This window comes from Paenibacillus sp. FSL L8-0333 (assembly GCF_037965665.1).
GTDB classification, from domain to species: Bacteria; Bacillota; Bacilli; order Paenibacillales; family Paenibacillaceae; genus Paenibacillus_AQ; species Paenibacillus_AQ odorifer.
The window spans coordinates 1376773-1399560 of record NZ_CP150186.1 but is presented as its reverse complement, the minus strand read 5'-3'; the positions used below and the strand labels follow the sequence as shown (position 1 = coordinate 1399560).

At 43.5% G+C, this 22788-nt stretch carries 25 protein-coding genes, 1 pseudogene and 1 riboswitch; of the genes and pseudogenes, 2 read left to right on the top strand and 24 right to left on the bottom strand.

The window, feature by feature from the left end:
• From NYE72_RS06140 to NYE72_RS06120, 5 genes are all read right to left on the bottom strand, one after another.
• Entirely contained in the window at positions 1 to 342 is a 342-nt protein-coding gene (locus tag NYE72_RS06140) for a MaoC family dehydratase (RefSeq protein ID WP_094902893.1), read from the bottom strand.
• Positions 317 to 718: a MaoC family dehydratase N-terminal domain-containing protein gene (locus tag NYE72_RS06135; RefSeq protein WP_038569177.1), complete on the bottom strand. Its 402-nt coding sequence runs from the start codon at positions 716 to 718 to the stop codon at positions 317 to 319. Before NYE72_RS06135 ends, NYE72_RS06140 begins: the two co-directional genes overlap by 26 nt.
• Complete coding sequence (locus NYE72_RS06130) at positions 715 to 1866, bottom strand: thiolase family protein (protein ID WP_339211532.1); 1152 nt, start codon at positions 1864 to 1866, stop codon at positions 715 to 717. The genes NYE72_RS06135 and NYE72_RS06130 overlap by 4 nt, the downstream gene beginning before the upstream one ends.
• Positions 1863 to 3344 (bottom strand): AMP-binding protein, encoded by a 1482-nt coding sequence (locus NYE72_RS06125; RefSeq protein ID WP_094902891.1) that lies wholly within the window; start codon positions 3342 to 3344, stop codon positions 1863 to 1865. The genes NYE72_RS06130 and NYE72_RS06125 overlap by 4 nt, the downstream gene beginning before the upstream one ends.
• 278 nt (positions 3345 to 3622) lie before the next feature.
• On the bottom strand, positions 3623 to 4336 hold the full coding sequence (locus NYE72_RS06120; RefSeq protein WP_038569171.1) for a queuosine precursor transporter: 714 nt from the start codon (positions 4334 to 4336) through the stop codon (positions 3623 to 3625).
• 10 nt (positions 4337 to 4346) lie between these two features.
• Positions 4347 to 4392, bottom strand: a riboswitch (PreQ1 riboswitch).
• Between the two features lie 367 nt (positions 4393 to 4759).
• On the opposite strand from NYE72_RS06120, the gene NYE72_RS06115 reads away from it, so the two are divergent.
• Positions 4760 to 6448, top strand: a complete 1689-nt coding sequence (locus NYE72_RS06115; protein ID WP_076147460.1) for a methyl-accepting chemotaxis protein — start codon at positions 4760 to 4762, stop codon at positions 6446 to 6448.
• Positions 6449 to 7404: 956 nt separating this feature from the next.
• Here the strand turns inward: NYE72_RS06115 and NYE72_RS06110 are convergent.
• The 11 genes and pseudogenes from NYE72_RS06110 to NYE72_RS06060 form a co-directional block, all read right to left on the bottom strand.
• Positions 7405 to 7731, bottom strand: coding sequence for a YnfA family protein (locus tag NYE72_RS06110; protein ID WP_036681801.1), 327 nt, complete (start codon positions 7729 to 7731; stop codon positions 7405 to 7407).
• A 154-nt stretch (positions 7732 to 7885) separates the two neighbouring features.
• Positions 7886 to 8701, bottom strand: a complete 816-nt coding sequence (gene cobS, locus NYE72_RS06105) for an adenosylcobinamide-GDP ribazoletransferase (protein WP_339211529.1) — start codon at positions 8699 to 8701, stop codon at positions 7886 to 7888.
• Complete coding sequence (gene cobU / locus NYE72_RS06100) at positions 8698 to 9246, bottom strand: bifunctional adenosylcobinamide kinase/adenosylcobinamide-phosphate guanylyltransferase (protein ID WP_036681798.1); 549 nt, start codon at positions 9244 to 9246, stop codon at positions 8698 to 8700. Before cobU ends, cobS begins: the two co-directional genes overlap by 4 nt.
• Entirely contained in the window at positions 9243 to 10304 is a 1062-nt protein-coding gene (gene cobT, locus NYE72_RS06095; protein ID WP_339211527.1) for a nicotinate-nucleotide--dimethylbenzimidazole phosphoribosyltransferase, read from the bottom strand. The genes cobU and cobT overlap by 4 nt, the downstream gene beginning before the upstream one ends.
• Positions 10305 to 10399: 95 nt before the next feature.
• Complete coding sequence (locus tag NYE72_RS06090) at positions 10400 to 11563, bottom strand: aminotransferase class I/II-fold pyridoxal phosphate-dependent enzyme (RefSeq protein WP_036681793.1); 1164 nt, start codon at positions 11561 to 11563, stop codon at positions 10400 to 10402.
• On the bottom strand, positions 11556 to 12488 hold the full coding sequence (locus NYE72_RS06085; protein WP_076224705.1) for a D-alanine--D-alanine ligase: 933 nt from the start codon (positions 12486 to 12488) through the stop codon (positions 11556 to 11558). The genes NYE72_RS06090 and NYE72_RS06085 overlap by 8 nt, the downstream gene beginning before the upstream one ends.
• Before the next feature lie 13 nt (positions 12489 to 12501).
• Positions 12502 to 13953, bottom strand: coding sequence for a PLP-dependent aminotransferase family protein (locus NYE72_RS06080; protein ID WP_339211524.1), 1452 nt, complete (start codon positions 13951 to 13953; stop codon positions 12502 to 12504).
• A gap of 124 nt (positions 13954 to 14077) precedes the next feature.
• On the bottom strand, positions 14078 to 14614 hold the full coding sequence (locus tag NYE72_RS06075) for an ATP-binding protein (protein WP_339211522.1): 537 nt from the start codon (positions 14612 to 14614) through the stop codon (positions 14078 to 14080).
• 729 nt (positions 14615 to 15343) lie between these two features.
• On the bottom strand, positions 15344 to 15508 hold the full coding sequence (locus NYE72_RS06070; protein ID WP_339211520.1) for a hypothetical protein: 165 nt from the start codon (positions 15506 to 15508) through the stop codon (positions 15344 to 15346).
• Positions 15509 to 15584: 76 nt separating this feature from the next.
• Positions 15585 to 15836: a hypothetical protein gene (locus NYE72_RS06065; protein WP_339211518.1), complete on the bottom strand. Its 252-nt coding sequence runs from the start codon at positions 15834 to 15836 to the stop codon at positions 15585 to 15587.
• A gap of 647 nt (positions 15837 to 16483) precedes the next feature.
• Positions 16484 to 16636: pseudogene (locus NYE72_RS06060) on the bottom strand (recombinase family protein); the annotation flags it as partial.
• Between the two features lie 333 nt (positions 16637 to 16969).
• Between NYE72_RS06060 and NYE72_RS06055 the strand changes: the two are divergent.
• Entirely contained in the window at positions 16970 to 18307 is a 1338-nt protein-coding gene (locus NYE72_RS06055; protein ID WP_339211516.1) for a hypothetical protein, read from the top strand.
• A gap of 355 nt (positions 18308 to 18662) precedes the next feature.
• Here the strand turns inward: NYE72_RS06055 and NYE72_RS06050 are convergent, their stop codons facing one another.
• From NYE72_RS06050 to NYE72_RS06015, 8 genes are all read right to left on the bottom strand, one after another.
• Entirely contained in the window at positions 18663 to 19412 is a 750-nt protein-coding gene (locus tag NYE72_RS06050; protein WP_339211513.1) for a hypothetical protein, read from the bottom strand.
• A 133-nt stretch (positions 19413 to 19545) separates the two neighbouring features.
• Entirely contained in the window at positions 19546 to 20025 is a 480-nt protein-coding gene (locus NYE72_RS06045) for a hypothetical protein (protein ID WP_339211511.1), read from the bottom strand.
• A gap of 88 nt (positions 20026 to 20113) precedes the next feature.
• Positions 20114 to 20914: a hypothetical protein gene (locus NYE72_RS06040; RefSeq protein ID WP_339211510.1), complete on the bottom strand. Its 801-nt coding sequence runs from the start codon at positions 20912 to 20914 to the stop codon at positions 20114 to 20116.
• Between the two features lie 81 nt (positions 20915 to 20995).
• Positions 20996 to 21217 carry a hypothetical protein gene (locus NYE72_RS06035; protein WP_339211507.1) on the bottom strand — a complete coding sequence of 74 codons (222 nt, stop codon included), beginning with the start codon at positions 21215 to 21217 and terminating at the stop codon, positions 20996 to 20998.
• Between the two features lie 155 nt (positions 21218 to 21372).
• Entirely contained in the window at positions 21373 to 21933 is a 561-nt protein-coding gene (locus NYE72_RS06030) for a hypothetical protein (protein ID WP_339211504.1), read from the bottom strand.
• Between the two features lie 44 nt (positions 21934 to 21977).
• A complete protein-coding gene (locus tag NYE72_RS06025; RefSeq protein ID WP_339211502.1) occupies positions 21978 to 22139 on the bottom strand; it encodes a hypothetical protein in 162 nt (53 codons plus the stop codon).
• Between the two features lie 36 nt (positions 22140 to 22175).
• A complete protein-coding gene (locus tag NYE72_RS06020) occupies positions 22176 to 22403 on the bottom strand; it encodes a hypothetical protein (RefSeq protein ID WP_339211500.1) in 228 nt (75 codons plus the stop codon).
• 33 nt (positions 22404 to 22436) lie between these two features.
• Positions 22437 to 22784, bottom strand: a complete 348-nt coding sequence (locus NYE72_RS06015; protein WP_339211498.1) for a hypothetical protein — start codon at positions 22782 to 22784, stop codon at positions 22437 to 22439.
• Positions 22785 to 22788: the final 4 nt, after the last annotated feature.

The following is a 22788-nucleotide window of genomic DNA, read 5'->3' as shown; positions in this document are numbered from 1 at the left end:
CTACACCTCTTTCACTGCAAAAGCTCCCGCAGCAATAACATCGCCAGCTTCTGTTGTAAGGATCACTTTCACAAAGCAGTCGTCAGCTGCAAAATCAAAAATCACGACACTATCGACCTCTATAGGCTTATGAAATTTCATATCATATTGAGTGATCCACTGTGTAGGGTGCTCAGCAATATACAAGGATTGAGCTAATCCCATAAGATACATCCCATGTGCGATGGGTCGCTCCAAACCAGCCTTAGCTGCGGCCTCTGCATCTAGATGTATAGGCGCCAAATCTTGGGAAGCAGCTGCATATTGCCGGAGTGCCTCAGCAGTTATGCACTTTTTTATCATGATCATCACCTACCCGAATTAACACCGTTTCTGCGGTGACTATAAGCTCACCCTCACACCTACAAACCAGCGTATGTGTGTAAAAAGTCAGTTTACCCTGTCTTCCTTCTTTTTGCACCTCGCCCGTTAACGCTAATTCACAATCCAAAATCATCCCCGCCGTAATCGGAGCCTGATATGAAAATTTCTGAGTGCCGTGAAGCAAGGGTTCACCGATGATTAACCAAGGAATATCGAAGTCTTGCCAGAAAATAATAGGCATCGTCGTAGGAGCGATCAGCTTTCCATTTATCGTCTGCAAGGGTGCTTCAATACTCTGTGCGTAGTCCGAAATCCATTCAGCAGTCATATGGATCTGATGTCGGACACTGTTCATTCTATAACCTCCACGAGTGTTGCCAGACCTATCCCGCCGCCGATTCCCAGAGTAGCAAGCCCTCGTTGGTAAGGAGCATTTTGCATTTCAGCACATAACCGAGTCATTAAAATAGCCCCGGAAGCTCCGTATGGATGGCCTATTGCTAATGCCCCCCCGCCAAGATTGACCTTTTCCTGTGGAATTTGAAGCTCATTCAGTGAAGCCAATACTTGTGAAGCAAAAGCCTCGTTAAACTCTACGATATCTAAATCGGCAACGGTAAGCTTTTGGCGTTTTAACACCTTTTGCACAGCTGGTACAGGCCCTATCCCTAAATAGTTCGGATCTACACCCGCAGCTTGCGCATCCACGACCCGTAAAATAGGCTTCAGCTTAAGCTGCTGGCATTTCTCCCGAGACATCATTAATAGAAGCGCTGCGCCATCATTAATAGGACAGGCATTTCCAGCAGTGACGGTACCCTTTTCTTCAAAAATTGGCGGCAGCTTTTGCAGCTTGTCCAGACTCGTATTTGCCCGAGGACATTCGTCGGTGTTCACCCACTGCCCCTCTACCTGAAGAGGTACTATCTCCTGCTGAAACCGGTCACTTTGCTGAGCATGAACCGCCTTTTGATGGCTTTTTAAGGCATATTGATCCTGCTCTTCTCGAGAAATCCCGTATTTCCTAGCTACATTCTCTGCAGCAATTCCCATATCCGGATCACCGTAAGAGCTAGGCGTAAAATGTGCACGGGTATATAGCTGTGGAACCCCCATTAACGTCTGTGGTTTAGCCATTTTCCATGGAGCACGGCTCGTACTTTCGACACCACCCGCTAAATAAATCTCACCAGCGCCGCTTTGAATCAGTCTTGCTGCTATATTAATTGCCTCTATCCCAGATCCGCACTGACGATCCACGGTGACTCCCGGAACCGAAACAGGCAGCCCCGCTTCAAGCGCAGCTACCCGGGCAATATTACCTCCTGGGCCCACAACATTCCCAATAATGACATCATCGATCAGTTTTTTAGGCAAGTTCGTTTCGGCTACAATATGCTGAATAAGCGGCGCCAGTAATGCTTCCGGCTCAAGTGTACTTAATAAGCCACCCATTCTGCCAATCGGTGTACGTTTTGCCATGACAATTACTGCTTCTATCATACCATCGCTCTTTTCACATAGTCTTTCATCGCTTGCCGGGCAATTTTGCCACTGCTTGTATAGATAAATTCATCCAGGGTTAGCAGCTGCTTCGGCGCTTTGTAGCTCGCTAAATACTGGCGGCAATAATTCTTAATTTCGTCGACAGATAAATGCTGCTCTCCGCTCCACTTCACGAGGGCTATCAGCTGTTCTCCCCAGTAATCGTCAGGCACGCCAAGCACCATCACTTCATCTATTTCCGGAAGAAACTCCAGCACCCTCTCTATTTCTTCCGGATAAACGTTCAGCCCTCCGGATATGATTTTATTCTTCAAACGTCCCGCCATATATAAATAACCAGCTTCATCCTGATAAACATAGTCTTCTAAAACAAGCCATCCCTCTCTAAAAGCTGCTGCTGTCTCATTCGGCAATTGATGGTAGCCTAAAAATATCATATCACTACGCACATATAGCTGCCCAATCTCCCCAGGAGGGACTTCCCGGAACTGGTCATCACGAATGGAAATTTGCACCCCGGGATAAGGTTTGCCTACAGAGGTCGGATTATGCTCGGTCAGAACATCCAAATAACTAATATAGCTCGCTTCTGAAGAACCGTAGGATTCATAAAGACGCGCTCCACCAAACACTTCCATGCCCCTTTTCTTGGACAACTCCGACCACTTTGCACCTGAGCTAATAATCGCATCCATCTGTATCTGCCCAGGTACAGCCTGCAACATCATGGATTCGATCATTGTTGGTACGACGAACAGCACCACGCCCGGAATTTGCCGGCACAGCTCTAACACCTGCGTGGCACTAAATTTTTGTGTGATATGAAAGGTTGCTCCACAATATAGACTCTGCATTGCGGCGAATAAGGATAGGGAATGCACAAATGGACCTGGTGCCAAAACATCCTTCATAGCGTCCAATTCAAAAGCAATATTCGAGACCTCAAAGCTTTTTAACCATGATAAATGGGTACGCATATAACCTTTGGGCAACCCGGTTGTGCCTGAAGTAAAGCCAATAAATAATAATTCATTCGTCTCATCCAACTCAGCCTCCGGCTTCAGGGCAGCCAGCCACTGATCATAGGAACCTGTTCGTTCATTTGAGAAGGTCAATGTTGGGATCGCTTGATCCTTGAAGACCAGATTCTTTGCGGCTTCCGGCTCGGCAAAAATCATTGTCGGCTGGCACTGCTCTATAATAACCTGCAGTTCATTAGCACTCCATTTGGGATCTAAGGGGATGGGAACACAGCCCGCATAAATCGCCCCCAAGAAAACCTCAACAAATTCAATACGATTCGTAGATAAAATCGCGACTTTGTCATGCCTCAGACCCTTTTGCTGTAAGCCATTCGCGATTCTCCGCATCGTTTTTACTAATGTGGCATAGGTATGACTTGCTTGGTCATGGGTTAAGGCAATGCTGTCGGGCTGCTGTGCTGCATGACGCAGTATAGGAACTACTAGATTCATCCTTGATCACACCTGTTCGTAATTTCTGTGACTACCAATTATATACATTTTCTTCAATCGGACTGCCCCGCAAGTCCAGCCCAGACTAAAGTATATGTGTTAAGCGCCATCGCAGGCGCTCCTGTTAAACTAACCCGCTAGAATTGCTATGATAGCTTATTTTAGCTTTATATTATTTTTATGTACACATTTTCATGTAACTATTAAGTCCATCTTACAACTAAAAAAATAGCCAGCACGCATCGATTATGATCGGTACGCGCTGGCTGTATTGTTGTTTAGTCCTTCTTTTGAACGGTCGATGGTGTACCCTCTTCAGAAAAAGTAAAGGTTCGGGCGATATATAAGATAGGTGTGCTTACTGCGGTTAGTAAGAACTTCGCTAGATAAGTTGTAAGCAAAATTTCAAGCCATACATTCCAGTCATACAAGCCCGCAAACGCAATGGTGCAGAAGATAAGTGTATCCACAAAGGAGCTAATCATCGTACTGCCGTTGGAACGAATCCACAGCTGACTTGAGGTGCTGTAATATTTACGAATCCAAGAGTACAACCGAACATCTAGGAACTGACTAATGAAGTAAGCAGTAAGACTACCCAAAGCTAGTCGAGGCATCAGCCCAAAAATCGTCTCCAAAGAAGACTGAGCGATATCGGTCTCCTGTGGCTTAAATACTAGTACCATCTGCATAATGACTGTAGTCATAAGCAAGGTGAAGAAACCAAACCAGACCGCTTTACGTGCTTCCGCTCTTCCGTACTTCTCATTAAGCAAATCGCTGGTCATATACAAAGTGACATACATCGTATTTCCGAGTGTCATCACAATATCAAATGGCATAGCAATCGTCTTAGCTACCTGAATGTTAGCAATTACAGTAGCAATACCTACCCAGGCATACATTCCACTTTTCCCGAACAGGCGGTAACAGAGTAGAAAAAAGGCAAAATTGACAATAACAAATAAAACTCCCCACAACAAATTAAACATATTACTGAAACTCCTCCTAGTTTTGTTTACGCGGGATGGTTACGAACCGCGGCTTACATTATTAAATTTTTGGAACAAAACATTAATACTCTATCACAATAGCGCTTAACAATCCATAAAAATAATATTTTTATATGAAATTGGTAGTTCCAGTTCTTTTTTTTCGACAATTATCTAAAATAGTCAGCAATAATTCATTTTTTTCAGAAAAAAATGCTCTATAGGACAAAACTTTCACTATTCATCCAGAGGTTAATTCTATAGAATAGTATCAAACACCTTATTCCCGATCCATTTAGTAGAAATATGACATAACTATGGAATATATCTCGGGTCGCCAATTTCCAGCAGTTGGCATGGAGTATCTAGTGAAGACCAAAAAAAGAAATGACCTCACCGTCCATAAAAAAAGGAGAGAACGATATGTTTCGTATCAAGCATTCGATCAGTCGCAAATTCACGCGTTTATTATTTGTTGTTCTGTTGCTCACGTCTCTTTTGTTAAGCACCAGCTTCTACTTTATCTCCATCAATATCTTCAACAGCTATGTTATGCCACAGATTAACAAAATCCTTACTGCCGCTGCTCAGGACGTATATAAGAATCTCAACGTAATGCACGCCCAGCAAACGCTAAATAAGAACGAACAATCTGCCACCAATCTTGAGTTCTATTTTCAGGATAAGAGGAAACAACATGGAGTGGAAACCATTTTTCTGGTCAATCTGAAAGGGAAAGAAGCTGAGATTCTATCCGCAGATCACGATGCAAAATTGCAACGGGCAGAAAGTGTCACCGTATCCTCTGCAATGCAACAAGCCTCTAAAGGAAAAACTGGACTAAGCGATACATATAGCGACGCGCATGGTATACATAAAACAGCTTATATCGGTATTCCCGGAAGTACGATGATCATCGGTGTAAGCAGTGACGTAAGCTTCATTCAAGAAAAAACAGACAGCATTCTATGGACAAGTGCCGGCATCACACTTCTGACGTTGATCATCGGCCTAACTGGTGCATGGTTTATGAGTGTGCGTATAACACGTCCAATCTCAAAACTGGCAGCTTATAGTGCCCGGCTCGCAGAGGGAGATTTCACCGAAGAATTATCAATTAAAGGAAATGACGAAGTTGCACAGTTGTCCGTAAGCTTCCAAGCGATGACCCAACGCCTGAAAGAAATGATCGGACATGTACTGGTAACCTCTAATACTGTCGTTGCAGATTCCAACTCTTTAAAAGAACGTGTTGAGGTTCTCAATGATATGGCAGAACACTCCAGCTCATCGGTAGTAGAAATCGGCAAAGGTAGTACGACTATCGCTAGCAGTGCATCAGATAACTCGAGAGCAATGGAAGAAATCAATTTAGGCATTCAAAGTATTGCCTCAGCAGCGAATGAAGTCACGGAGCAAATCAGTGAGGCTTCCGCTGAAGCAAGTGGCGGTAATGAAATTGCTCAAAGCGCTGTGCTGCAAATGCGCCAGGTTGAACGTGCTTCCCTACAGTCGCTGGATCAGTTACAAATCATGAATGAGCGTTCAGTAATGATCGGAGAAGTCGTTCACAGCATTACTGAAATTACGAAACAGATCCAAATGCTGTCGCTGAATGCTTCAATCGAAGCTGCACGCGCAGGAGAGCATGGACGCGGCTTTGCTGTTGTTGCCGGAGAAGTACGCAAGCTGTCTGAACAATCCCGTAACGCAAACGAACAGATCCGTGACTTCCTACTTGGCCTTCAGGAAGATATGAGCCGCTCCGTTACTGAGATGAACCACGTGAATTCTGAGGTTGCCTCTGGAGTCGGCAAGGTAGCAGAAGCAGGTGATGCCTTTAATCACCTCTTGATCCTTATCCAAAGCATCAATCACAGCATCCAATCCGTATCTGCGGCTACACAGCAAATCTCGGCAAGTACAGAAGAAGTCAGTGCTTCCGTCGAAGAAACTGCACAAATTACATCAAGATCGCAAGAAAGTGCGGACACACTCGCTGCTAACTCAGAGCGGCAGCGCGTCGAACTGGAAGGCCATGCAGAAACCGTAAAACATCTGTATGAGCAAGCCAAGAAACTCCAAGAAGCTGTGCAGCAATTTAAGATTTAACGCTTGTAAACTAAAAACCCCCGTTCACACGAAAGTGTTGAAGGGGGGTTTTTAGTTTATGGCTCGCTAGCGCTTGCTGAGGTCTCGTTTAGACTCGGCTGCATGCGCTAGGCTTGCGCGGAGCTCTCGCTTAGACTCAGGGTGCATGCGCTAGGCTTGCGCTAGGCTTGCGCGAAGCTCTCGCTTAGACTCATCACGCCATTTGCTGCTGGCTTGCGGACTCAGATGCCGCTATTACTCGAAAAAATGCCATTTGGAGGCTTTTTCGGACTCGAGAGATGCTATTGCCTCATAATCAACCCAGACTCAGCCTTTTTTGTTCAAATAGCGCCTCTGGTGTCTGAAAACGCTCCAAAATAACCCTTTTTTCGCAAATAAGGTCTCCTGAGTCCGGAGCCAAGTTACTCAAGGTTCCTCCATGGATGCTACCTACTGCAAATTACTCTAAGTTCATCCGTGGTGCTACCTACAGCAAATTACTCAAAGTTCCTCCGTGGATGCTACCTACAGCTAATTACTCTAAGTTCCTCCGTGGATGCTACCTACAGCAAATTACTCAAAGTTCCTCCGTGGATGCTACCTACAGCAAGTTACTCAAAGTTCCTCCGTGGATGCTACCTACAGCAATAGAATCAGCTACATGCACTAGCTTGCGCGAAGCTCTCACTTAGACCTCAGCACGCTATTTGCTGCTGGCTTGCGGACTCAGATGCCGCTATTACTCGAAAAACTACCATTTGGAGGCTTTTTCGGACTCGAGAGACGCTATGGCCTCATAATCAACCCAGACTCAGCCTTTTTTGTTCAAATAGCGCCTCTGGTGTCCGAAAACGCTCCAAAATAACCCTTTTTTCGCAAATAAGGTCCCCTGAGTCCGAAGCCAAGTTACTCACTCAGTAAAAACTAGGTTACTCAGCTTTCATTCAGCTTTTATGGCTAAGCAAACATCACTCAACTTAGTGTCGCGGTGCCCAGAGGATGACCGATACACCGATCACACAAATACCTGCTCCGACCCAGTCATATACGTCTGGTGTCTTCTTGTCTACAAGCCATCCCCATAAGACCGCGAGCACGATAAACACCCCGCCGTAAGCCGCATACACTCTGCCGAAGGAAGGGAATTTCTGCAACGTAGGGATAATCCCATACGCTATCAGAATCAAGGACCCCACTAAGCCGTACCAAAGTGGCCTTGATTCTCTCAACCATAACCACACTAAATATCCGCCACCGATCTCAGCAAGGCCAGCAATTATAAATAGCAGAATGGCAAATAACATGTCATCCCTCTTCCCTGTCAATCTCCTAAAAACGCAAAGGTTACTCATAACAAATTGTACTCAAGGTTCATCCGTGGTGCTACCTACAGCAAATTACTCAAGGTTCACCCGTAGAGCTACCTACAGCAAACTACTCAAGGTTCATCCGTGGAGCTTACATTAAATTGTACTGGAGCAGCAATAACACTAGCAGCAGCACAACCTCCAGCAGCTCGTTCAGCGCGCCGTACACGTCGCCGGTGAGCCCGCCGAGCCGGCTGCTGATCCGCCGCGCAGCTGCGGTGCCGCAGGCCAAAGCCGCGACCGGCAGCAGCAGAGCTGCCGCCAGATGCAGCGGCCACGCGGCTAAGCCAGCGCCGAGCGCCAGTGGCGCAGCGGCGGCGGCCAGCGAGAGCAGCGCGGCGACTGCCAGCGCGCGCCGCTCATGCGAGGAAGCTAGGCCGGCGAAGTTCGCGGCCAGCCCCTCGTCTCCACGGGCAATGGGATAACGCACCATTGCCCGCACCATATACCAGCGGCTCCAGACCGCTGGTACCAAGAGCAGCGGCAGCTCGTAGTAGGCGTAGCCTTCGATTAGAGCTGCCAGCAAAGAAGCTTTAAACAGCAGGAGCAGCACGCAGGCGAGTACGCCCATCGCACCCACACGGCTGTCCTTCATAATCTCCAGGGCACGCTCCCGTGGCCGATAGCTGAGCAGACCATCTGCGCTGTCCATCCAGCCATCAAGATGCAACCCGCCTGTGAGGCTTACCCACAGAATCAGAGTGATCACTGCTGCTGGCCAAGCAGGTAAAAGCAATCCCGTCAGGGCTGCTCCAGCAGCTACGCACAGCCCAATTGCTGCGCCTACCATGGGATAGAAGATCACACTGCGGCGCAGCAGTTCAGGAGAGAACCCCGGATCACCTTTTACAGGAAATCGGGATAAGAACTGAAAGGCAGCTACGGCCGCATCCCTACGCTCCCTCATAAACGATACTCCCTGCTCTTAAGCTCAATCGGAATTCCAACAGTTACTAGAAAGACCTGTTCGCATTGCCGAGCGATCAGGGCGTTCATTCGTCCCGCCAGATCACGATACAATCGGCCAAGCGCATACTCCGGAACAATCCCGTCGCCAACCTCATTAGTGACCAGAATAAGCGTCCCTTGAAAAGAACGCACACTGTCTTCAAGTCTTGTTATCTCACTCTCAACAAGCTCTTGCCTATTTTCAAAACCTTCCACGGCCAATAATGCATTGGATAACCATAAGGTTAAACAATCTACGAGCACCGCTTTTTCACCCGATAATCGCTTTAGCAGATCTGGTAAATCATACGGTTCCTCAAGCGTCTCCCAAGCGTAACCACTTTCCATTCGTTGATGCTGATGCAGAGCAATCCGTTCCTTCATTTCGTCGTCAAAAGCCTGTCCGGTTGCTACATAGAAGGCCTGATCTGCCAGTGAATGCATCAATTTTTCTGCAAAACCACTTTTACCGCTACGTGCGCCTCCCGTTACAAGAATGCTCATCGTTGACCAGCTCCAGAGATGCCTGCACTTTCAAAGGTTGCCATTTCGCTCAAAATGCGGCAGATCGCCTCGATTAAATGAAGGCATAATACTCCCCCTGTTCCCTCACCCAATCGCAGACCGAGATTAAGCAGCGGTTCAAGTCCAAGCTGCTCTAGCATTAGCTTATGACCCCGTTCTCCTGATACATGAGAGGCTATCATATAAGCGATGGATTCAGGTGCAAGGGCTTTTGCCACAAGCGCTGCCGCCCCCGAAATAAAACCATCCAAAATGATAGGTGTCCGATTAGCAGCCGCACCAAGAATCAGTCCCGCCAAGCCAGCGATTTCCAGTCCGCCAACTTTAGATAATACATCCAACGGATCTGCTGAATTCGGTTGATTTACCTTTAAGGCGCGTTCCACCACTGCAATTTTATGTAGTAAACGTTCATCATCAATTCCCGTTCCTCGTCCCACAGCTACTTCAGGGGCTATTCCTTTGAGAGCACATAGAATGGCAGCACTAGCCGTAGTATTCCCAATGCCCATTTCGCCTGTTATAAAAATCTCCGTTCCGTTCTTAACCGCTTCCTGCGCAACTCTTATCCCAACAAGAAGAGCATTCATGGCATCCTCACGACTCATCGCAGGTCCCACAGCCATGTTATCCGTTCCCCGGCGCACTTTACGATCAATCAGATCAACATGACCGAGATCGCCGTTTATGCCGATATCAACAAACTGTACCTCTGCCCCAGCTTGACGTGCCAATACATTCACAGCCGCTCCACCGCTGAGAAAGTTATGGGCCATCTGCAGCGTGACTTCCTGTGGAAATGCGCTAACCCCTTCGCAGCATACCCCGTGGTCAGCAGCCATCACAACAACTGTTCGTTTGGTGAAACTAGGCTGCTCTGTACCCGAAATTCCAGCGAGCTTAACAGCGAGAGGTTCCAATTGTCCCAAACTGCCCGGAGGTTTGGTCAGAATGTTCAGCCGATGCTCCGCCTTGAGGATGGACTGATCATCAGCCGGTATGATTTGTTTAATTACCTCTTGAATATCTGAAAACATAAAATTACAACCTCCTATTAAATGTATCCGTATAACCTATTCTATCTCATATTCGCAGAAAAGCCCCCATCTATGATAGAGGGGGACTTCTAGAATTACAACTTCACTTTCATAAAATCTTCGATTCTCTCCAGCGCCTCCGTCAATTTTTGTAAGGAAGCGGCATAGGAGCAGCGGATATACCCCTCTCCGCCTGCTCCAAACACATGACCCGGAACCGCAGCGACACCGACCTCCCTGAGCAGCTGCAAAGCGAAGTCTTCTGATTTCATTCCGGTATGAGCGATGGAAGGAAAGGCATAAAAAGCGCCCGCCGGTTCGTGGCAAGGTAGTCCGATGGATCGAAATCCACTAACCAGCAGCTTTCTCCGCTCATCGAAGCATTGCTTCATGTGTTCCTTATGCTGCATTCCGTTGCGCAATGATTCAATCGCAGCAATTTGACCGAGCACCGGGGCACACATCGCAGTGTATTGATGGATTTTTAGCATCGCAGCAATTAATTCTCGATCGCCACAAGCATAACCCACTCTCCAGCCAGTCATTGCAAAAGCCTTGGAGAAGCCGCTAATCACAATCGTCCTTTCCAGCATCCCGGGAAGAGAGGCGATGCTGACATGCTGACTGTCATACGTAAGCTCGGCATAAATTTCATCTGAAATGACCAGTAGGTTATTCTCTTTTACAATCTGTGCAATAGGCAGCCAGTCTTCATAAGTCATTACTGCACCTGTAGGATTAGTCGGAAAATTCACCATAAGAAGCTTGGAACGCGGGGTAATCACCTTCCGTAACGCTTCAGCAGTAAGCTTAAACCCCTGCTCGGCCGAAGATTCTACCTCCACCGTAACCCCCCCGTTCAAATGGGTAATCGGCGAATATGCGATATAGCTCGGAGAAGGGACGATAATCTCATCCCCAGGTGTAATGAAAGCTCGTAATGCCAAGTCCACAGCCTCGCTGCTTCCCACCGTAACCATAATCTCATCGTTTGGCTCATAGCGAAGCTTGAAACTTGTGTGCAGATAAGAAGCGATCTCCTCTCTAAGCTCCAGTAAACCGGAATTTGGCGTATACATCGTTTCCCCATTGTTCAAGGCACGAATACAGGCAGCTCTTACATGCTCCGGTGTAACGAAATCTGGTTCCCCTACACCCAGCGATATAATATCCTGATTCCCCGTACTTAGGTCAAAAAAAGCCCGAATCCCCGATGGCGCAATCTCCCGCACTCGTGGAGCAATCCATTCATTATGCATGGCTGTACACCTCTTCTTTTGCACTCTTTTCCGTTAGGGAAAGGGAGATGATTTCGTCCAGTAGTCCGCTGAAGGTGTAGCCTGCCGCTTGCGCGCTTTTGGGTAAAAGACTGGCCTTCGTCATGCCTGGTAACGTATTCACCTCCAGCACATAAGGAATACCCTCTTTAAGCAGCATATCAACCCGTGCATACACGCTACATTTTAGTGCTTTATAACAGCTCAAGGCAGCCTCGCGTACCCGTTCATGCACTTCAGTAGGCAATTCAATGACCCGTTCATCTGCTCCGCCTTCTTCGTACTTAGCACTGTAATCGAACCACTCGGCATTTGCTGAGGTAATTCCCAGAATAGGCAGCAGCTCTCCGTTTAGAATAGAACAGGTGATTTCTTGGCCTTGAATGTAGCTTTCAATCAAAATCGCCTGATCACAGGCAAAAGCCTTCTGCACTGCGCACAACAGCTCCTCGCTGCTGCTCACTTTTTCCATTCCGATACTCGAGCCGCCTGAACATGGCTTCACCATAACCGGATATCCGAGCCGTTCCACCGCTTCAGCCGAATAATCCTTCATGCTGTCCCAGCATAGCCAATCTGCTGTGTTGACGCCTGCGCAGCGCATAAGCTTTTTGGAGAGATCTTTATCCATACAAATGCTGCTAGACAAAACCCCGCTGCCCGTATACGGAATCCCCATCGTCTCCAGCGTTCCCTGAACCGTACCATCCTCGCCGTAAGCTCCATGAAGTGCAAGCAGCGCGATATCGATCCCTTTTGCCTGCTCAATAAGCTCCTCACGCTTGGTGATCACAATTGGAATAATTTCATATTTATTGGGGTCTAGATTCTTCAATATTTCTCTACCGCTATTCATGGATACCTCATACTCTGAGGATACCCCGCCCATAATTACGCCTACTTTCATCTCAAGCACCTCTTTATCCCATTAGTTGTCGAGCTGTTCTGCCAATAACCTCGATCCCCTTGCGGATATCCTCATCCGTCACTCTGGAGAAACCGATCCGTATCGTATTTTGCCCTTTACCGTCTGTGAAGAATATATCTCCTGCTGTAAAAATAACCCCTTGCTCATGACAGGCCGCCAACAGCGTCCTTGTATTAAAGCCCTCCGCGAAGGTTACAAAAAGATGCAGGCCACCGTCCCCTGACAGCGCCGTATAAGGAATAAAATCCTTGCAGCATTGCAGGGTTAATTCATACTTTCGTTTGTATTCCGCTCTGGCTTTTTTCAAATATTTCTCTAAATGGCCACCCAATAAATACTGATATAAAATGGATTGATCCAGCGTCGAGGTATGAATGGTACGGGCGCGCTTGACGCTTTCGAGGGAATTAATCAACTCCTGATCCGCCAGCACCCAACCTACACGTAGTCCCGGAAATAATACCTTGGAGAAGCTGCCGAGATAAATCACGCTGTTGCCGCTGCCTGCTGCTGCGATAAGTGGAGCCACATGTGAGCCCGAATATCGTAATTCCTCGTTAAAACCATCTTCAATCACCGGGACTTGGTAGCGATTCATCAGCTTCATTAGCCGCTGTCTTTTCTCTGGAGACATTACAATTCCGGTCGGATTATGATAAGAAGGGACGAAGTATGCACAGTCAAAAGCTTGCTGTTGCAATGCTTTCTCCAGCTCCGCCAAATCAATCCCATCACGCTCCATCGAAATCCCGGTGATCTCAAAACCGTTCAGCTTCAAATTTTTGATCGCTGTATGATGCGTCGGATTCTCACAAATGACCGAACCATTTTTTTTACTCAGAGCAGACAATACAATATCGAACCCCTCTGTAAAACCATTGGTGATCAATATATCCTTGCCCCTCATTTCAACGCCCTTGTGCTCCATATACTGCTTCAAATAGTCTATTAAAGGTCTATACCCTTTGGCATAGCCGTAATTTAGCAGAACGTTGCCTTCTACCGACATCCGATCCATAAAGGATCTCTTCACATTATCCAGATCAAAAAGACTCTCATCAGGCGCTATGCTGGTGAAGGAGATCGTCCCCTTCTCCGCTCGAATCCCGCGCTTCATGATATCCAGTTCCTCTGCCAGCACCGCGTGATCATTGAGACGTGACTTCCAGTCCATCGTCCAGGAAGAGATCGTTTCACTGCCGGGCGGCGTAGCTGCAACATAACTTCCTTGCCCTTGCACGGCATAAGCAAAGCCATCATCCTCAAGCCCTGCATAAGCAGAGATTACGGAGTTGCGGCTAACCTTAAGCAATGTGCTGAGCTCTCGTGTGGAAGGCAGCTTCTGATTGCCTTGCAGACCGCCTTTTATGATTAAGTGCTTCATATAGTCTTTAATTTGTATATACACCGGCCGTCCGGCTATGAGCTTAAAATCCTTAAACATCTCTCAATCGCCCCCATGACTATCATGGCACAATCACTCGCTTAAAAAAAGAACCACAGCCATGGGATTTTAATCCGGCTGTGGTTCTATGAGGGGACAAATGCCCAAAAATCAAGTTACAGATCTATGCTTCGATCACAAGCTCCCCTTCTCCAGCAGGGATCTCAAAACCATTTAAAAACCGGGTTAATATGTCCTCAGTAATCGGAAATGCGGCATTGGCGTCAAAACGTTCACTCCGGATAAGCAGTCTCTGACGTAATTCATCCGGCTGAACCTTTAAGTGAATCAGTTCCCACACGCCAGCATAATCCTCAATAAGTTGCTTGTAATCGTTCCGTCTCTGACGTTGCCAGAAGCTGAAATCGATGACAACATGATGTTTTGCCTGAAGCAGATTCACCAGCTCCCCCCGCAGTTTTATCTCCGACTCTTCTTTATAGAACTCATAATTCTGCTCTGGATAATCCACCCCGAAACGGCCGTGCGTGGTCCAAATATCTTCATCTATCGAAAGTCTGGCGAATCCCTCTTTCTCCAGCTTTTTAGCAAAAGTTGTTTTACCCGACCCCGCTACACCGCACATCATCACTACGATGGAAGCAACACTCGTACGCTTTTGCTGAAGCAATTTTTCAATAACTAACTTTTCGCTCAGCATTATAAATGCATCTCCCTTCCAATTGATGGTATACTCATCGTTACAAAATACTTTCTCAAGGGATTGTATGTTGTTTATTCTACTCTTGGTTTGAAGTCATCTAGTGTTTGTATTACAGTGTATGAGATCCAATAGTTTGTTTTCTTGATCTCTTACTTATTTCCGTTAGGAATCGTGTCGCTCTTTTAGGTGTTCGATAAAATATGAAATTGTTCCCATACTTTTAATACGTTTATAACCCAATTTAGCAATTCTAATTGCTTCTTTCTTTCTAGCTGCGATGGGTTCCTCATATTCTTCTTGTGTATATAGAATTAAATTTCCTTAATCTCCATACAATCTAAAGTATTTTCTGATGTTCTTTTTGATTTGTCTTTTTTTCATTCAGTACACTCTCCTAGTTCATTTTGTTGCAATATGCTCTTCACCTGTAATCATAAAAGAATTGATAAGGCGAAATATAAATTTAAACTGACAACGCTCAGTTTTAAAGAATTCCTTGAAAAATTTTCTCCAAAACCAATAATCTGAACTGCCTTTTTGGATTATTTATTTGTGCATAATCTGGAAAATCATTTATACCTCTTTTAAAATTATCTCAAGCTATTTTGTGGGGATTATCCTTTAAAAACCGTTATTTTTCTTCATCAAATTTGTAAACTTTTAAATTATTGTTTATTCTCATATACTTAATCATCGAGTTGCTTTATGACAGTACCTCTATTTTTTTCAAAACATCTTGTAAGTAATATCATTTTTCTGTACATTTGTATATAAATTGAATGCTTCATCAAACTGAGCATCTGTTACTTTTAAATACCCATTATCAGTTCTTTCTTGATCCGTTTCATCTGGCTCGCTTACCATCCTATATTCTTTATTATTTATTTCCAAAGATTTCTTCCCATGATTTTCCTTCTTATGTATGGTCGTATTCACTATCTACTGGACAGTGTCTTCGTTCTATGCATCAAAATTGTACAAAAAGATCGAGGGTGATAATTTGATAGCGACATTCCTCCGGTGTACCAGGAGCCATAGATACAAGGTATTCCGTCCGATTGTGCTCAGCATTCTCCTCGTCGAGGTAGATCAGGTTTTCTCCCACAATCCCGACCGTCCAGAATCCGGATTCGAATTCGGTATGTAAATCCAGATTGGACAACGTTTTTGCAAAAAAAACCGATTGGTACATGTCACGATTTTTTTTGTGTAACTTCATTCCCTGTCCCACCATTCGCTTGATTAGAAAGTGCATCTCACTTCAGCAACATTCAGCTACTTTTTTTTCAAAGTTTGTTTTTCTAACATTACATACCGTTCTTCAAGAATTTTAATTTCATCCTGATCTGCATTCGGTCGTCTTCGCAAGTTTCCCAACTTCATTGAAATTCGCATTTTTCATACGTAATAAGATTTTCGTCTTTCCATTGGGGTAGTCTTTTGAAAGACATTTTTATTTAACCTTCTTTCTTACGAATGGACAATACATGACACTTTTCTCCGTCCCACAAACAATTTTGGACTTCAACTTTTCCTGTAGCCTCCGCTGCTTTTGAACCAGCTTTATATGCCTCTCCTACTCTTCCGGAGTTAACTCAGAATTCTGGATATTAGTAATCAATCGGTCTGTACCAGCAAATGGACTATCACTCTCGCAGATAGTTTGTTCGTAAAAATGGGAATCCTCTCTCCCCGTAATAATCCCATCCTTTAAAAGTAGTTGTCTCCACTCCTTTACCGTTTCCTCATATTTGGTATCAATTATGTTGTACATTTCACGAATTTTTTCATGATATAAAACATGCGGTAAATATATATCTTCCTCATTACCAAGTTCGTTCGTATTCGATGTCAGTGAGAGCTCATCCGCATGGCTTGATAGCGTGGCCGCTCAAAATCCTTGCCGCTTAGCTTTTCCACAAAAATAAACCGTTTCTCGATGCCCAACTCCCGAAACTTCACAAGTTGTCGTTCCAGGTTCTGATCTTTAGACGATACCCGTCCATATGCTATTTTCATTGCCAGAAAACTCCTTATTGTGTTTTAAAATATGCCTGTTATTTTCGGGATGTTCCTAAAGTAATTACACGACATTTACGAACACTATAATAAGCGTTTTTAACGTGTCTACAAAAGCATGCTTTTACGGTCATTGTAAGCGGCCAGCAACGTGTGTTCCATCTGGCAGCTGTTGTCGTATAGCGATAGTCCGTCACAGTACCCTTTATTAAGTTCTAAGCTAGAATTAATATAGTAATTTTCAAGCCTAAAATTCTAGAATTGAAACACCAAACCACTCGGGCGATAATAGGGACAACGAAGGACACCTCGTTCAGAATGGAGAGTGACACGATGAAGAAAATCACATTGCAAAAGTTGTTGGAGGAGTACGTAGAATACCGCAATCAACAAAACGAAGATGAGGAAAAAAGCAAGGCGGTTCATATTGTGGGTTGTCGTCAAAAATTCAATGACATCCTGGCTGTCATGGGAATAGACTCCACTCTCTTAAAAGATCCGCAAAATAAACGTTCATACCAGTTTGCTGAATGCGATAAACACCTGGTATTCAGTCTGCTTGATGACTTTACAAGTGATAGTTTTTCCCTCATGCGTAAAGGAAAGTATCTCGAAGTTCCTGTTAAATCCCTGCGTTCCTATTTGAAGACATTTACCACTCTTCTCGAACATCTGGATATCAATCCGGATGTCATGAAGATGCAGAAAGAGATAATGATGCGCCACACAAGCTATGAGCTTGCTGTGGAACTGCAGAAGATACAGGCCTTGATGGAAGGTATCAAGGATGACATCAATCAAATTTTAGAAGATGTTGCTGAAGAAGTAGATGAAATACGTTATTCGGATTCAATTGTTCTGCTAAGTGATCTTGGGTCGTACTTGCATTCGTTACGCGAACGAACACGATACTTATTCCACTTCATGGATTCCGATCGTAGCCAAGAGGATTTAACAATCGGATTGGAACTATTCAGACAGGATCCTAATGCGAAGGACCAACTCAAAAATCAGATTCAGCTGGAGTTTGCGCTGAATAAGCACGACAGGTACTTAGAACTCGTAGCAGAATCCGAACAACTCAGAGATTCGGGCCTTTTTTCAAGAGATAAGTACTCAGCATTATCCAAAGTGAAGAAAGAAATGTACGAAATTTGGGAGGAAACGCAGATTAAAGAGTTTGGCAAGCTCCTTGTGCCGAGCGGTATAGATTCTAAGACGGAGATTCCTCACCGAATCTCAAGCGAAGACACATTAATTCGCGCAGTTGAGGCATACCGGAATACTCTTGTTCTTCGAAAAAATGCAGATAGTCCAGATGATTTTCCAATAGCTATAGAGTTAGTTGCTCAACGATTTCATGAAAATATGAAAAGGAGTAGTGGGGCCATGAATATCCATTCGATATATAAAATCGTGCTCGCTGTGCATTTAGATTTAGACTGGGACACGGACGGTAGATTGACAGAAGCTTATGAAGAGTATTCAGCGTTCTCAGATTCTGAACAAGAAGAGTTTGACCGACTCGTCAACAAGGCTGTAACGGAAAACGAAGGTTTGTTCGGAAGTTTTCCGAAGATGTATCAGACGCAACTCGACCTAGACATTCACGACGAAATTCAGGAAGAAATCTCTGCCAAGCTCGAACTTATATTTGAGGCATTTATATAATAGAAGTAATCCACCAGGAGCAAAATTCAGCGTTATTTTTGCAGTTTGCTCCTCACATATATAAAAGAAATGGCCACCAAGCATATGCTTGGTGGCCATCTTTTTGCCATTTCGGCTTAACGTTAAAAACAAATGCCATTTCGGCTTAATAGTAGTATACGCAAAAAAATTAACTTTAATGTGTTTTTTAACGAATAAAGAGTAGTCCATGCACAAAATGTGATTGACTACTCTTCTCTTCGTTATTAGTATTGCTTGCCATTTCGGCTTACGATTAATTAAGGATTGCCATTTCGGCTTATATTACTTAACTTACAACCATATTATACAGCTTAATGACGCTATTTTCAAGTTGTTATTCAATAGATACTTCTCCAAACTTTTTCTTCAAATCATCTAACTGCCTTTCTAAGTCCTGATTTTTTTGATCTAATTCTTCTTTCTCTTGTTGTAATCTGTCTCGTTCCTCCGTTATTTGCTGATTCGCTTGATTTAAGTTGTATATTTCAATGTTTTTTTTAGGGAAAGTAAACTCAAATGCACGGTTTTTGATCTCCCAAAAGACTGAGCTCTTATCGGTTACTCCTGTCATAACTCCCTTTAAATCGAGTAGCCGACCTCTTGAAATAGCACGCATGTTAGAGATAAGCAAAACACCTGGATTAGCAAAGCCTTCGGCTGCCCCTACTTTTCTTAAAAACTTATTACCCGTAGGATTATCGATTGGATGATAGGCATCAGCAAGCAATTGTGGTGAGGTAGTAGTCGGAATAATCATTACCATATTACCTACCATCTCAACAACTACAGTTGGGTGGGCATAAGAACATTCAGGCTTGTAATTACTCCCTAGATCTGTAAGCCAGATTTGTCCGTAATCAGGGGTAATAGTCGAAGTTATTACTTCTTTTTTCTGAATCCAGTTTTGCATCGAAACAATATGTAAAGCAGACTCTTTTTCTTTAAAAGTATTATGTTTAGTCATATAATTAGAAACCAATGAATTGTATTCAGGATAGCAACGATTCGAATCTTTAACATTTCTCGCTGATGAAGTAGTGTCTCTAACTACTCCTTGCAATTTAGCAAAATCTATTGACGGCACAAAATTCCCTCCTAATAATATTACGTTTCATTACTGAGCAACATCTCAGCTCACTCCCACCGGCGATTCACAAGATAACGAGTGTAGTCTTTGGATTCCGTTCTTATTTCCAGTTTTTTCGACTCTATTATCATTATCTTATCCTGGCACGTTCCTTTATACTATTATCATTCATATAGTCCTCTTGTTTGTCTATTAATCTCTTTAGATATCTATATTCCATGTCCAAAAAAGAGTTAAGTTCGTGTTTTAAACCATATTGAATAAGATCGATCTCTTTGTCCGTTCTCCTTTTATAGCGTAATCCATTTTCTGATAAAAGCTGATTAAGCGACTGGGTGTGTGTTGCATATAAGGACCCAAGTACGCCATCATAGGTAGTAATGAATTTATAATACGGTGGCTGCCGACGAAACGTTTTTTCAAACCATAGTAGGTTTCTATAGGAAATTATTCTCTCAGGTAAAATATTTTCTAATCGCTCCTTGAATTGCGTGTCCCTACATTCCAAGGATGCCGCAACTTGGAAGGGTTCTTTTTCCGTTGGTTCAACGAACTTATCTACCCTAAGTATGTAGGGTGATTCCTTTAAAAATGGATTTTCATTCATCATAGTACTAATCTACCTTTCACATTGTTTGATTGTTTATTGAATCTTATAAGACGACTCTTTCAGTTTCAGTGACAAATAAACATCTCCTCTATGTCATCCAGATAGCTCTAGATTCTTTAATTTCATCTCCAAACGTCTCACCATCAGAAAAATTAGCAACTTCTTTTCGTTTATCTTTAGATACAGCTGCACAGCTAACATGTGCTTTTTTCTCTAGCGTTTCATCTAGTGAATTATAGTCGTATCCGATTCTAAAAAAGCCCAATTCAAAGGTTTCAAAGGTATTTAAACTAATAATAATACTATTTTCATCTTTCCAATCTATGCATCCGTGTTTAGGTAAGAAAACTCTGAACTTATCATCTGTAGCCTTTTCAGTAGAGTAAGTTCTGAAAAACTCTCTTCTCAATTTCTCAGGGTCTTTTAATATCGATAATAATTCTTCATCCCTTCTCTTACCAACAGGACTTATTATTGGTACGGTTTTCCCTATTTTAGTTTCAAACCGCTCTTTTAAAATATTGTTATCCGACAGCTCACTGTACCACTTCGTTAATAAGGCTTGAGAATATTGAATGACTCTTTTTTCATTCTTAGCTAGTTCTCCTCGATCTAGTGCTTCCATCCCAACCGTAAAAACGATGCTGTCAATGGTCAACTCTTTAGAAAGATGGAATTGAGAATATAATAATCTAGTCATTGATCGACAACCTGCAAGCTTCTCGATAAACCATGGTTCAAAACTAGAGTTTTTCTGCCCTACTGTGATAATGAGTTTTTTCCAAACCTTCAATGAATATGGATCGAACAGGATATCATTTGTAAACCTACCAGAAATACTTACTACCCACTTGGGGACTAGATCTTTAATATTCAAAGTAATACCCAAACTTTCCCCTCCCTTTATATTAATGCTACTCAACTTTTCTCTGCCTCGCTTCTTGGTCCAACCGATCGACTCCACTGCGGCCTATCTTGGCTCAAGCAATGTCGTGCCGTCCGTGTATTCAATGATATAAAATTCGCAGCCATTTACCTCACAAGTTACAATCCCTCGGGTATCGTCTTCAGGATCGTTTACTTCAGAACCTGTACTTGTTGTCTCGCCACAGCAGGGACATTTAACATCTTTAATACCAGCTGCCAATTCCTGAATTTGGGCTTCAAGAGCACGTTTGAATTCTTCGCTCATTCAAATACATCCTTTCGTCTGTTTACGTCCATCTGATCTACTACATTGCAGCTTCTAATTCCTCCACTCCAGGAGTCGTGTAAATCATAGTCATTTCAATTTTAGGTGTTCCATCGATATTAGATAAACTATTGCTATAGAGAACCACCTGTATACTAACCAGAAATGCGCTTACGTCGTGAAATAATATCTTCAGGAGTCATCTCTTTATTAACTAAAGATAATCCCTTCTGTTTACGGGTCTCCCGTGTAACCTGCAGATCAAATAAAGGGAATGATCGATTTTGATCTGAATAATAAACACTAGCGGTCGCATCTTCTTTAATAGGCACGCGTCCCATGCGTTTAAGTTCATTTTTCGTAAACAAGTAGTCAGGAACTTTATCAGGTGAATATTGTTTAGTATTATTATATTTTTCGCATAATGGCTTGACAGCATGTTCAGGTTCGTCGTCAACAAGATCATTAAGATCGACGCGTCCTTTGCGATTGTCCGTCAAAAAGCGGACAGAAGCATCAATAGCTTGTCCAAGATCATTACGATAGAAGTTCGTAACTACACATTGTTTTCCGCGATGCTTAAGTTTTAATGGATTATCTGGATGAACCCAATATGTGTTTCCAATTTCAATGTATGTAACCCGAACAATTTCTTGATATTGGTACGTAATGCGTATTTTATTCAGGTTAATTTCAAATGCTTCGTAATGTTTCATATAATTGTCTACTCCTTCCTATTTGCCTCCTAAGTTTTCCTTTATTACGCCGTATGCGTCATACTCGCATTCGTAACGTGATAAATCAGAATTTCGTCCGTCATATGTTCCTCGACTAAATACGCCTTTATTTCTTTATCATTATCAACATCTACTGTTTCAACCGTGTCTATGCCGTCTAATAAAAACCTAACTTTCCTTTTCATACGGATAACCTTCCTTTTCTTCGTACTGTGCATTAATCATTTTTTCGATTCTTCAATGATTCTACGATACTCCTCAATTGTCTCGCCGTTGATTTTTTCAAAAGCACTTTTAGACCTTTCTAATTCACGTTCCCAGTATTTTTTATCGAGCAAACTAGTAGCATTCGTTAAGATATTCTCGTATGTTTGAATTTGCGCTACTAAAGCAATTCTAATGGCTGTTTGCTCAAAATCATCTAATTCAAATTTCTTTTTAAATCCCATACCGTGATTCACTCCTTTGTGCGCTATATGCGTCTATTCTATCTGTAAGCCGTATTCCTTGTGGTAAGCCTCACCATTTTCACGATACCATTCTATGAATTTATAAATGATTTCTTTGTCTGTTCTAGCGCCTATTCCATTGATTTTGTTTTTGTTGTCAATCAGTACATTGACACGATTCCCAAAAATATTGCTATACGAAAGGTAATGCAAACCATCTTTATACCTAAAAACATGAATTGTTAATATATCATTCTCATACGATTCTTCTTCAGTAGTAAATTTGTGTTCATACGGACACCAACAAACCAAGTCAGTCATTACGTAGCTCTCGGGGTCAACCACATGCTTGCGTAAATAATACAATCCAGTCTTCGGCATCACT

Bases quoted from the DNA above. Each gene is read 5' to 3' on its own strand.
- NYE72_RS06055 (WP_339211516.1), top strand. From the start codon at position 16,970: ATGAAGAAAATCACATTGCAAAAGTTGTTGGAGGAGTACGTAGAATAC.
- cobS (WP_339211529.1), bottom strand. From the start codon at position 8,701: ATGAGGGAGCGTAGGGATGCGGCCGTAGCTGCCTTTCAGTTCTTATCC.
- NYE72_RS06075 (WP_339211522.1), bottom strand. From the start codon at position 14,614: ATGCTGAGCGAAAAGTTAGTTATTGAAAAATTGCTTCAGCAAAAGCGT.
- NYE72_RS06090 (WP_036681793.1), bottom strand. From the start codon at position 11,563: ATGCATAATGAATGGATTGCTCCACGAGTGCGGGAGATTGCGCCATCG.
- NYE72_RS06065 (WP_339211518.1), bottom strand. From the start codon at position 15,836: ATGAAGTTACACAAAAAAAATCGTGACATGTACCAATCGGTTTTTTTT.
- NYE72_RS06020 (WP_339211500.1), bottom strand. From the start codon at position 22,403: ATGGGATTTAAAAAGAAATTTGAATTAGATGATTTTGAGCAAACAGCC.
- NYE72_RS06035 (WP_339211507.1), bottom strand. From the start codon at position 21,217: ATGAGCGAAGAATTCAAACGTGCTCTTGAAGCCCAAATTCAGGAATTG.
- NYE72_RS06030 (WP_339211504.1), bottom strand. From the start codon at position 21,933: ATGAAACATTACGAAGCATTTGAAATTAACCTGAATAAAATACGCATT.
- NYE72_RS06135 (WP_038569177.1), bottom strand. From the start codon at position 718: ATGAACAGTGTCCGACATCAGATCCATATGACTGCTGAATGGATTTCG.
- NYE72_RS06130 (WP_339211532.1), bottom strand. From the start codon at position 1,866: ATGATAGAAGCAGTAATTGTCATGGCAAAACGTACACCGATTGGCAGA.
- NYE72_RS06110 (WP_036681801.1), bottom strand. From the start codon at position 7,731: ATGTTATTTGCCATTCTGCTATTTATAATTGCTGGCCTTGCTGAGATC.
- NYE72_RS06080 (WP_339211524.1), bottom strand. From the start codon at position 13,953: ATGTTTAAGGATTTTAAGCTCATAGCCGGACGGCCGGTGTATATACAA.
- NYE72_RS06045 (WP_339211511.1), bottom strand. From the start codon at position 20,025: ATGATGAATGAAAATCCATTTTTAAAGGAATCACCCTACATACTTAGG.
- NYE72_RS06115 (WP_076147460.1), top strand. From the start codon at position 4,760: ATGTTTCGTATCAAGCATTCGATCAGTCGCAAATTCACGCGTTTATTA.
- NYE72_RS06120 (WP_038569171.1), bottom strand. From the start codon at position 4,336: ATGTTTAATTTGTTGTGGGGAGTTTTATTTGTTATTGTCAATTTTGCC.
- NYE72_RS06015 (WP_339211498.1), bottom strand. From the start codon at position 22,784: ATGCCGAAGACTGGATTGTATTATTTACGCAAGCATGTGGTTGACCCC.
- cobU (WP_036681798.1), bottom strand. From the start codon at position 9,246: ATGAGCATTCTTGTAACGGGAGGCGCACGTAGCGGTAAAAGTGGTTTT.
- NYE72_RS06140 (WP_094902893.1), bottom strand. From the start codon at position 342: ATGATAAAAAAGTGCATAACTGCTGAGGCACTCCGGCAATATGCAGCT.
- NYE72_RS06085 (WP_076224705.1), bottom strand. From the start codon at position 12,488: ATGAAAGTAGGCGTAATTATGGGCGGGGTATCCTCAGAGTATGAGGTA.
- NYE72_RS06025 (WP_339211502.1), bottom strand. From the start codon at position 22,139: ATGAAAAGGAAAGTTAGGTTTTTATTAGACGGCATAGACACGGTTGAA.
- cobT (WP_339211527.1), bottom strand. From the start codon at position 10,304: ATGTTTTCAGATATTCAAGAGGTAATTAAACAAATCATACCGGCTGAT.
- NYE72_RS06125 (WP_094902891.1), bottom strand. From the start codon at position 3,344: ATGAATCTAGTAGTTCCTATACTGCGTCATGCAGCACAGCAGCCCGAC.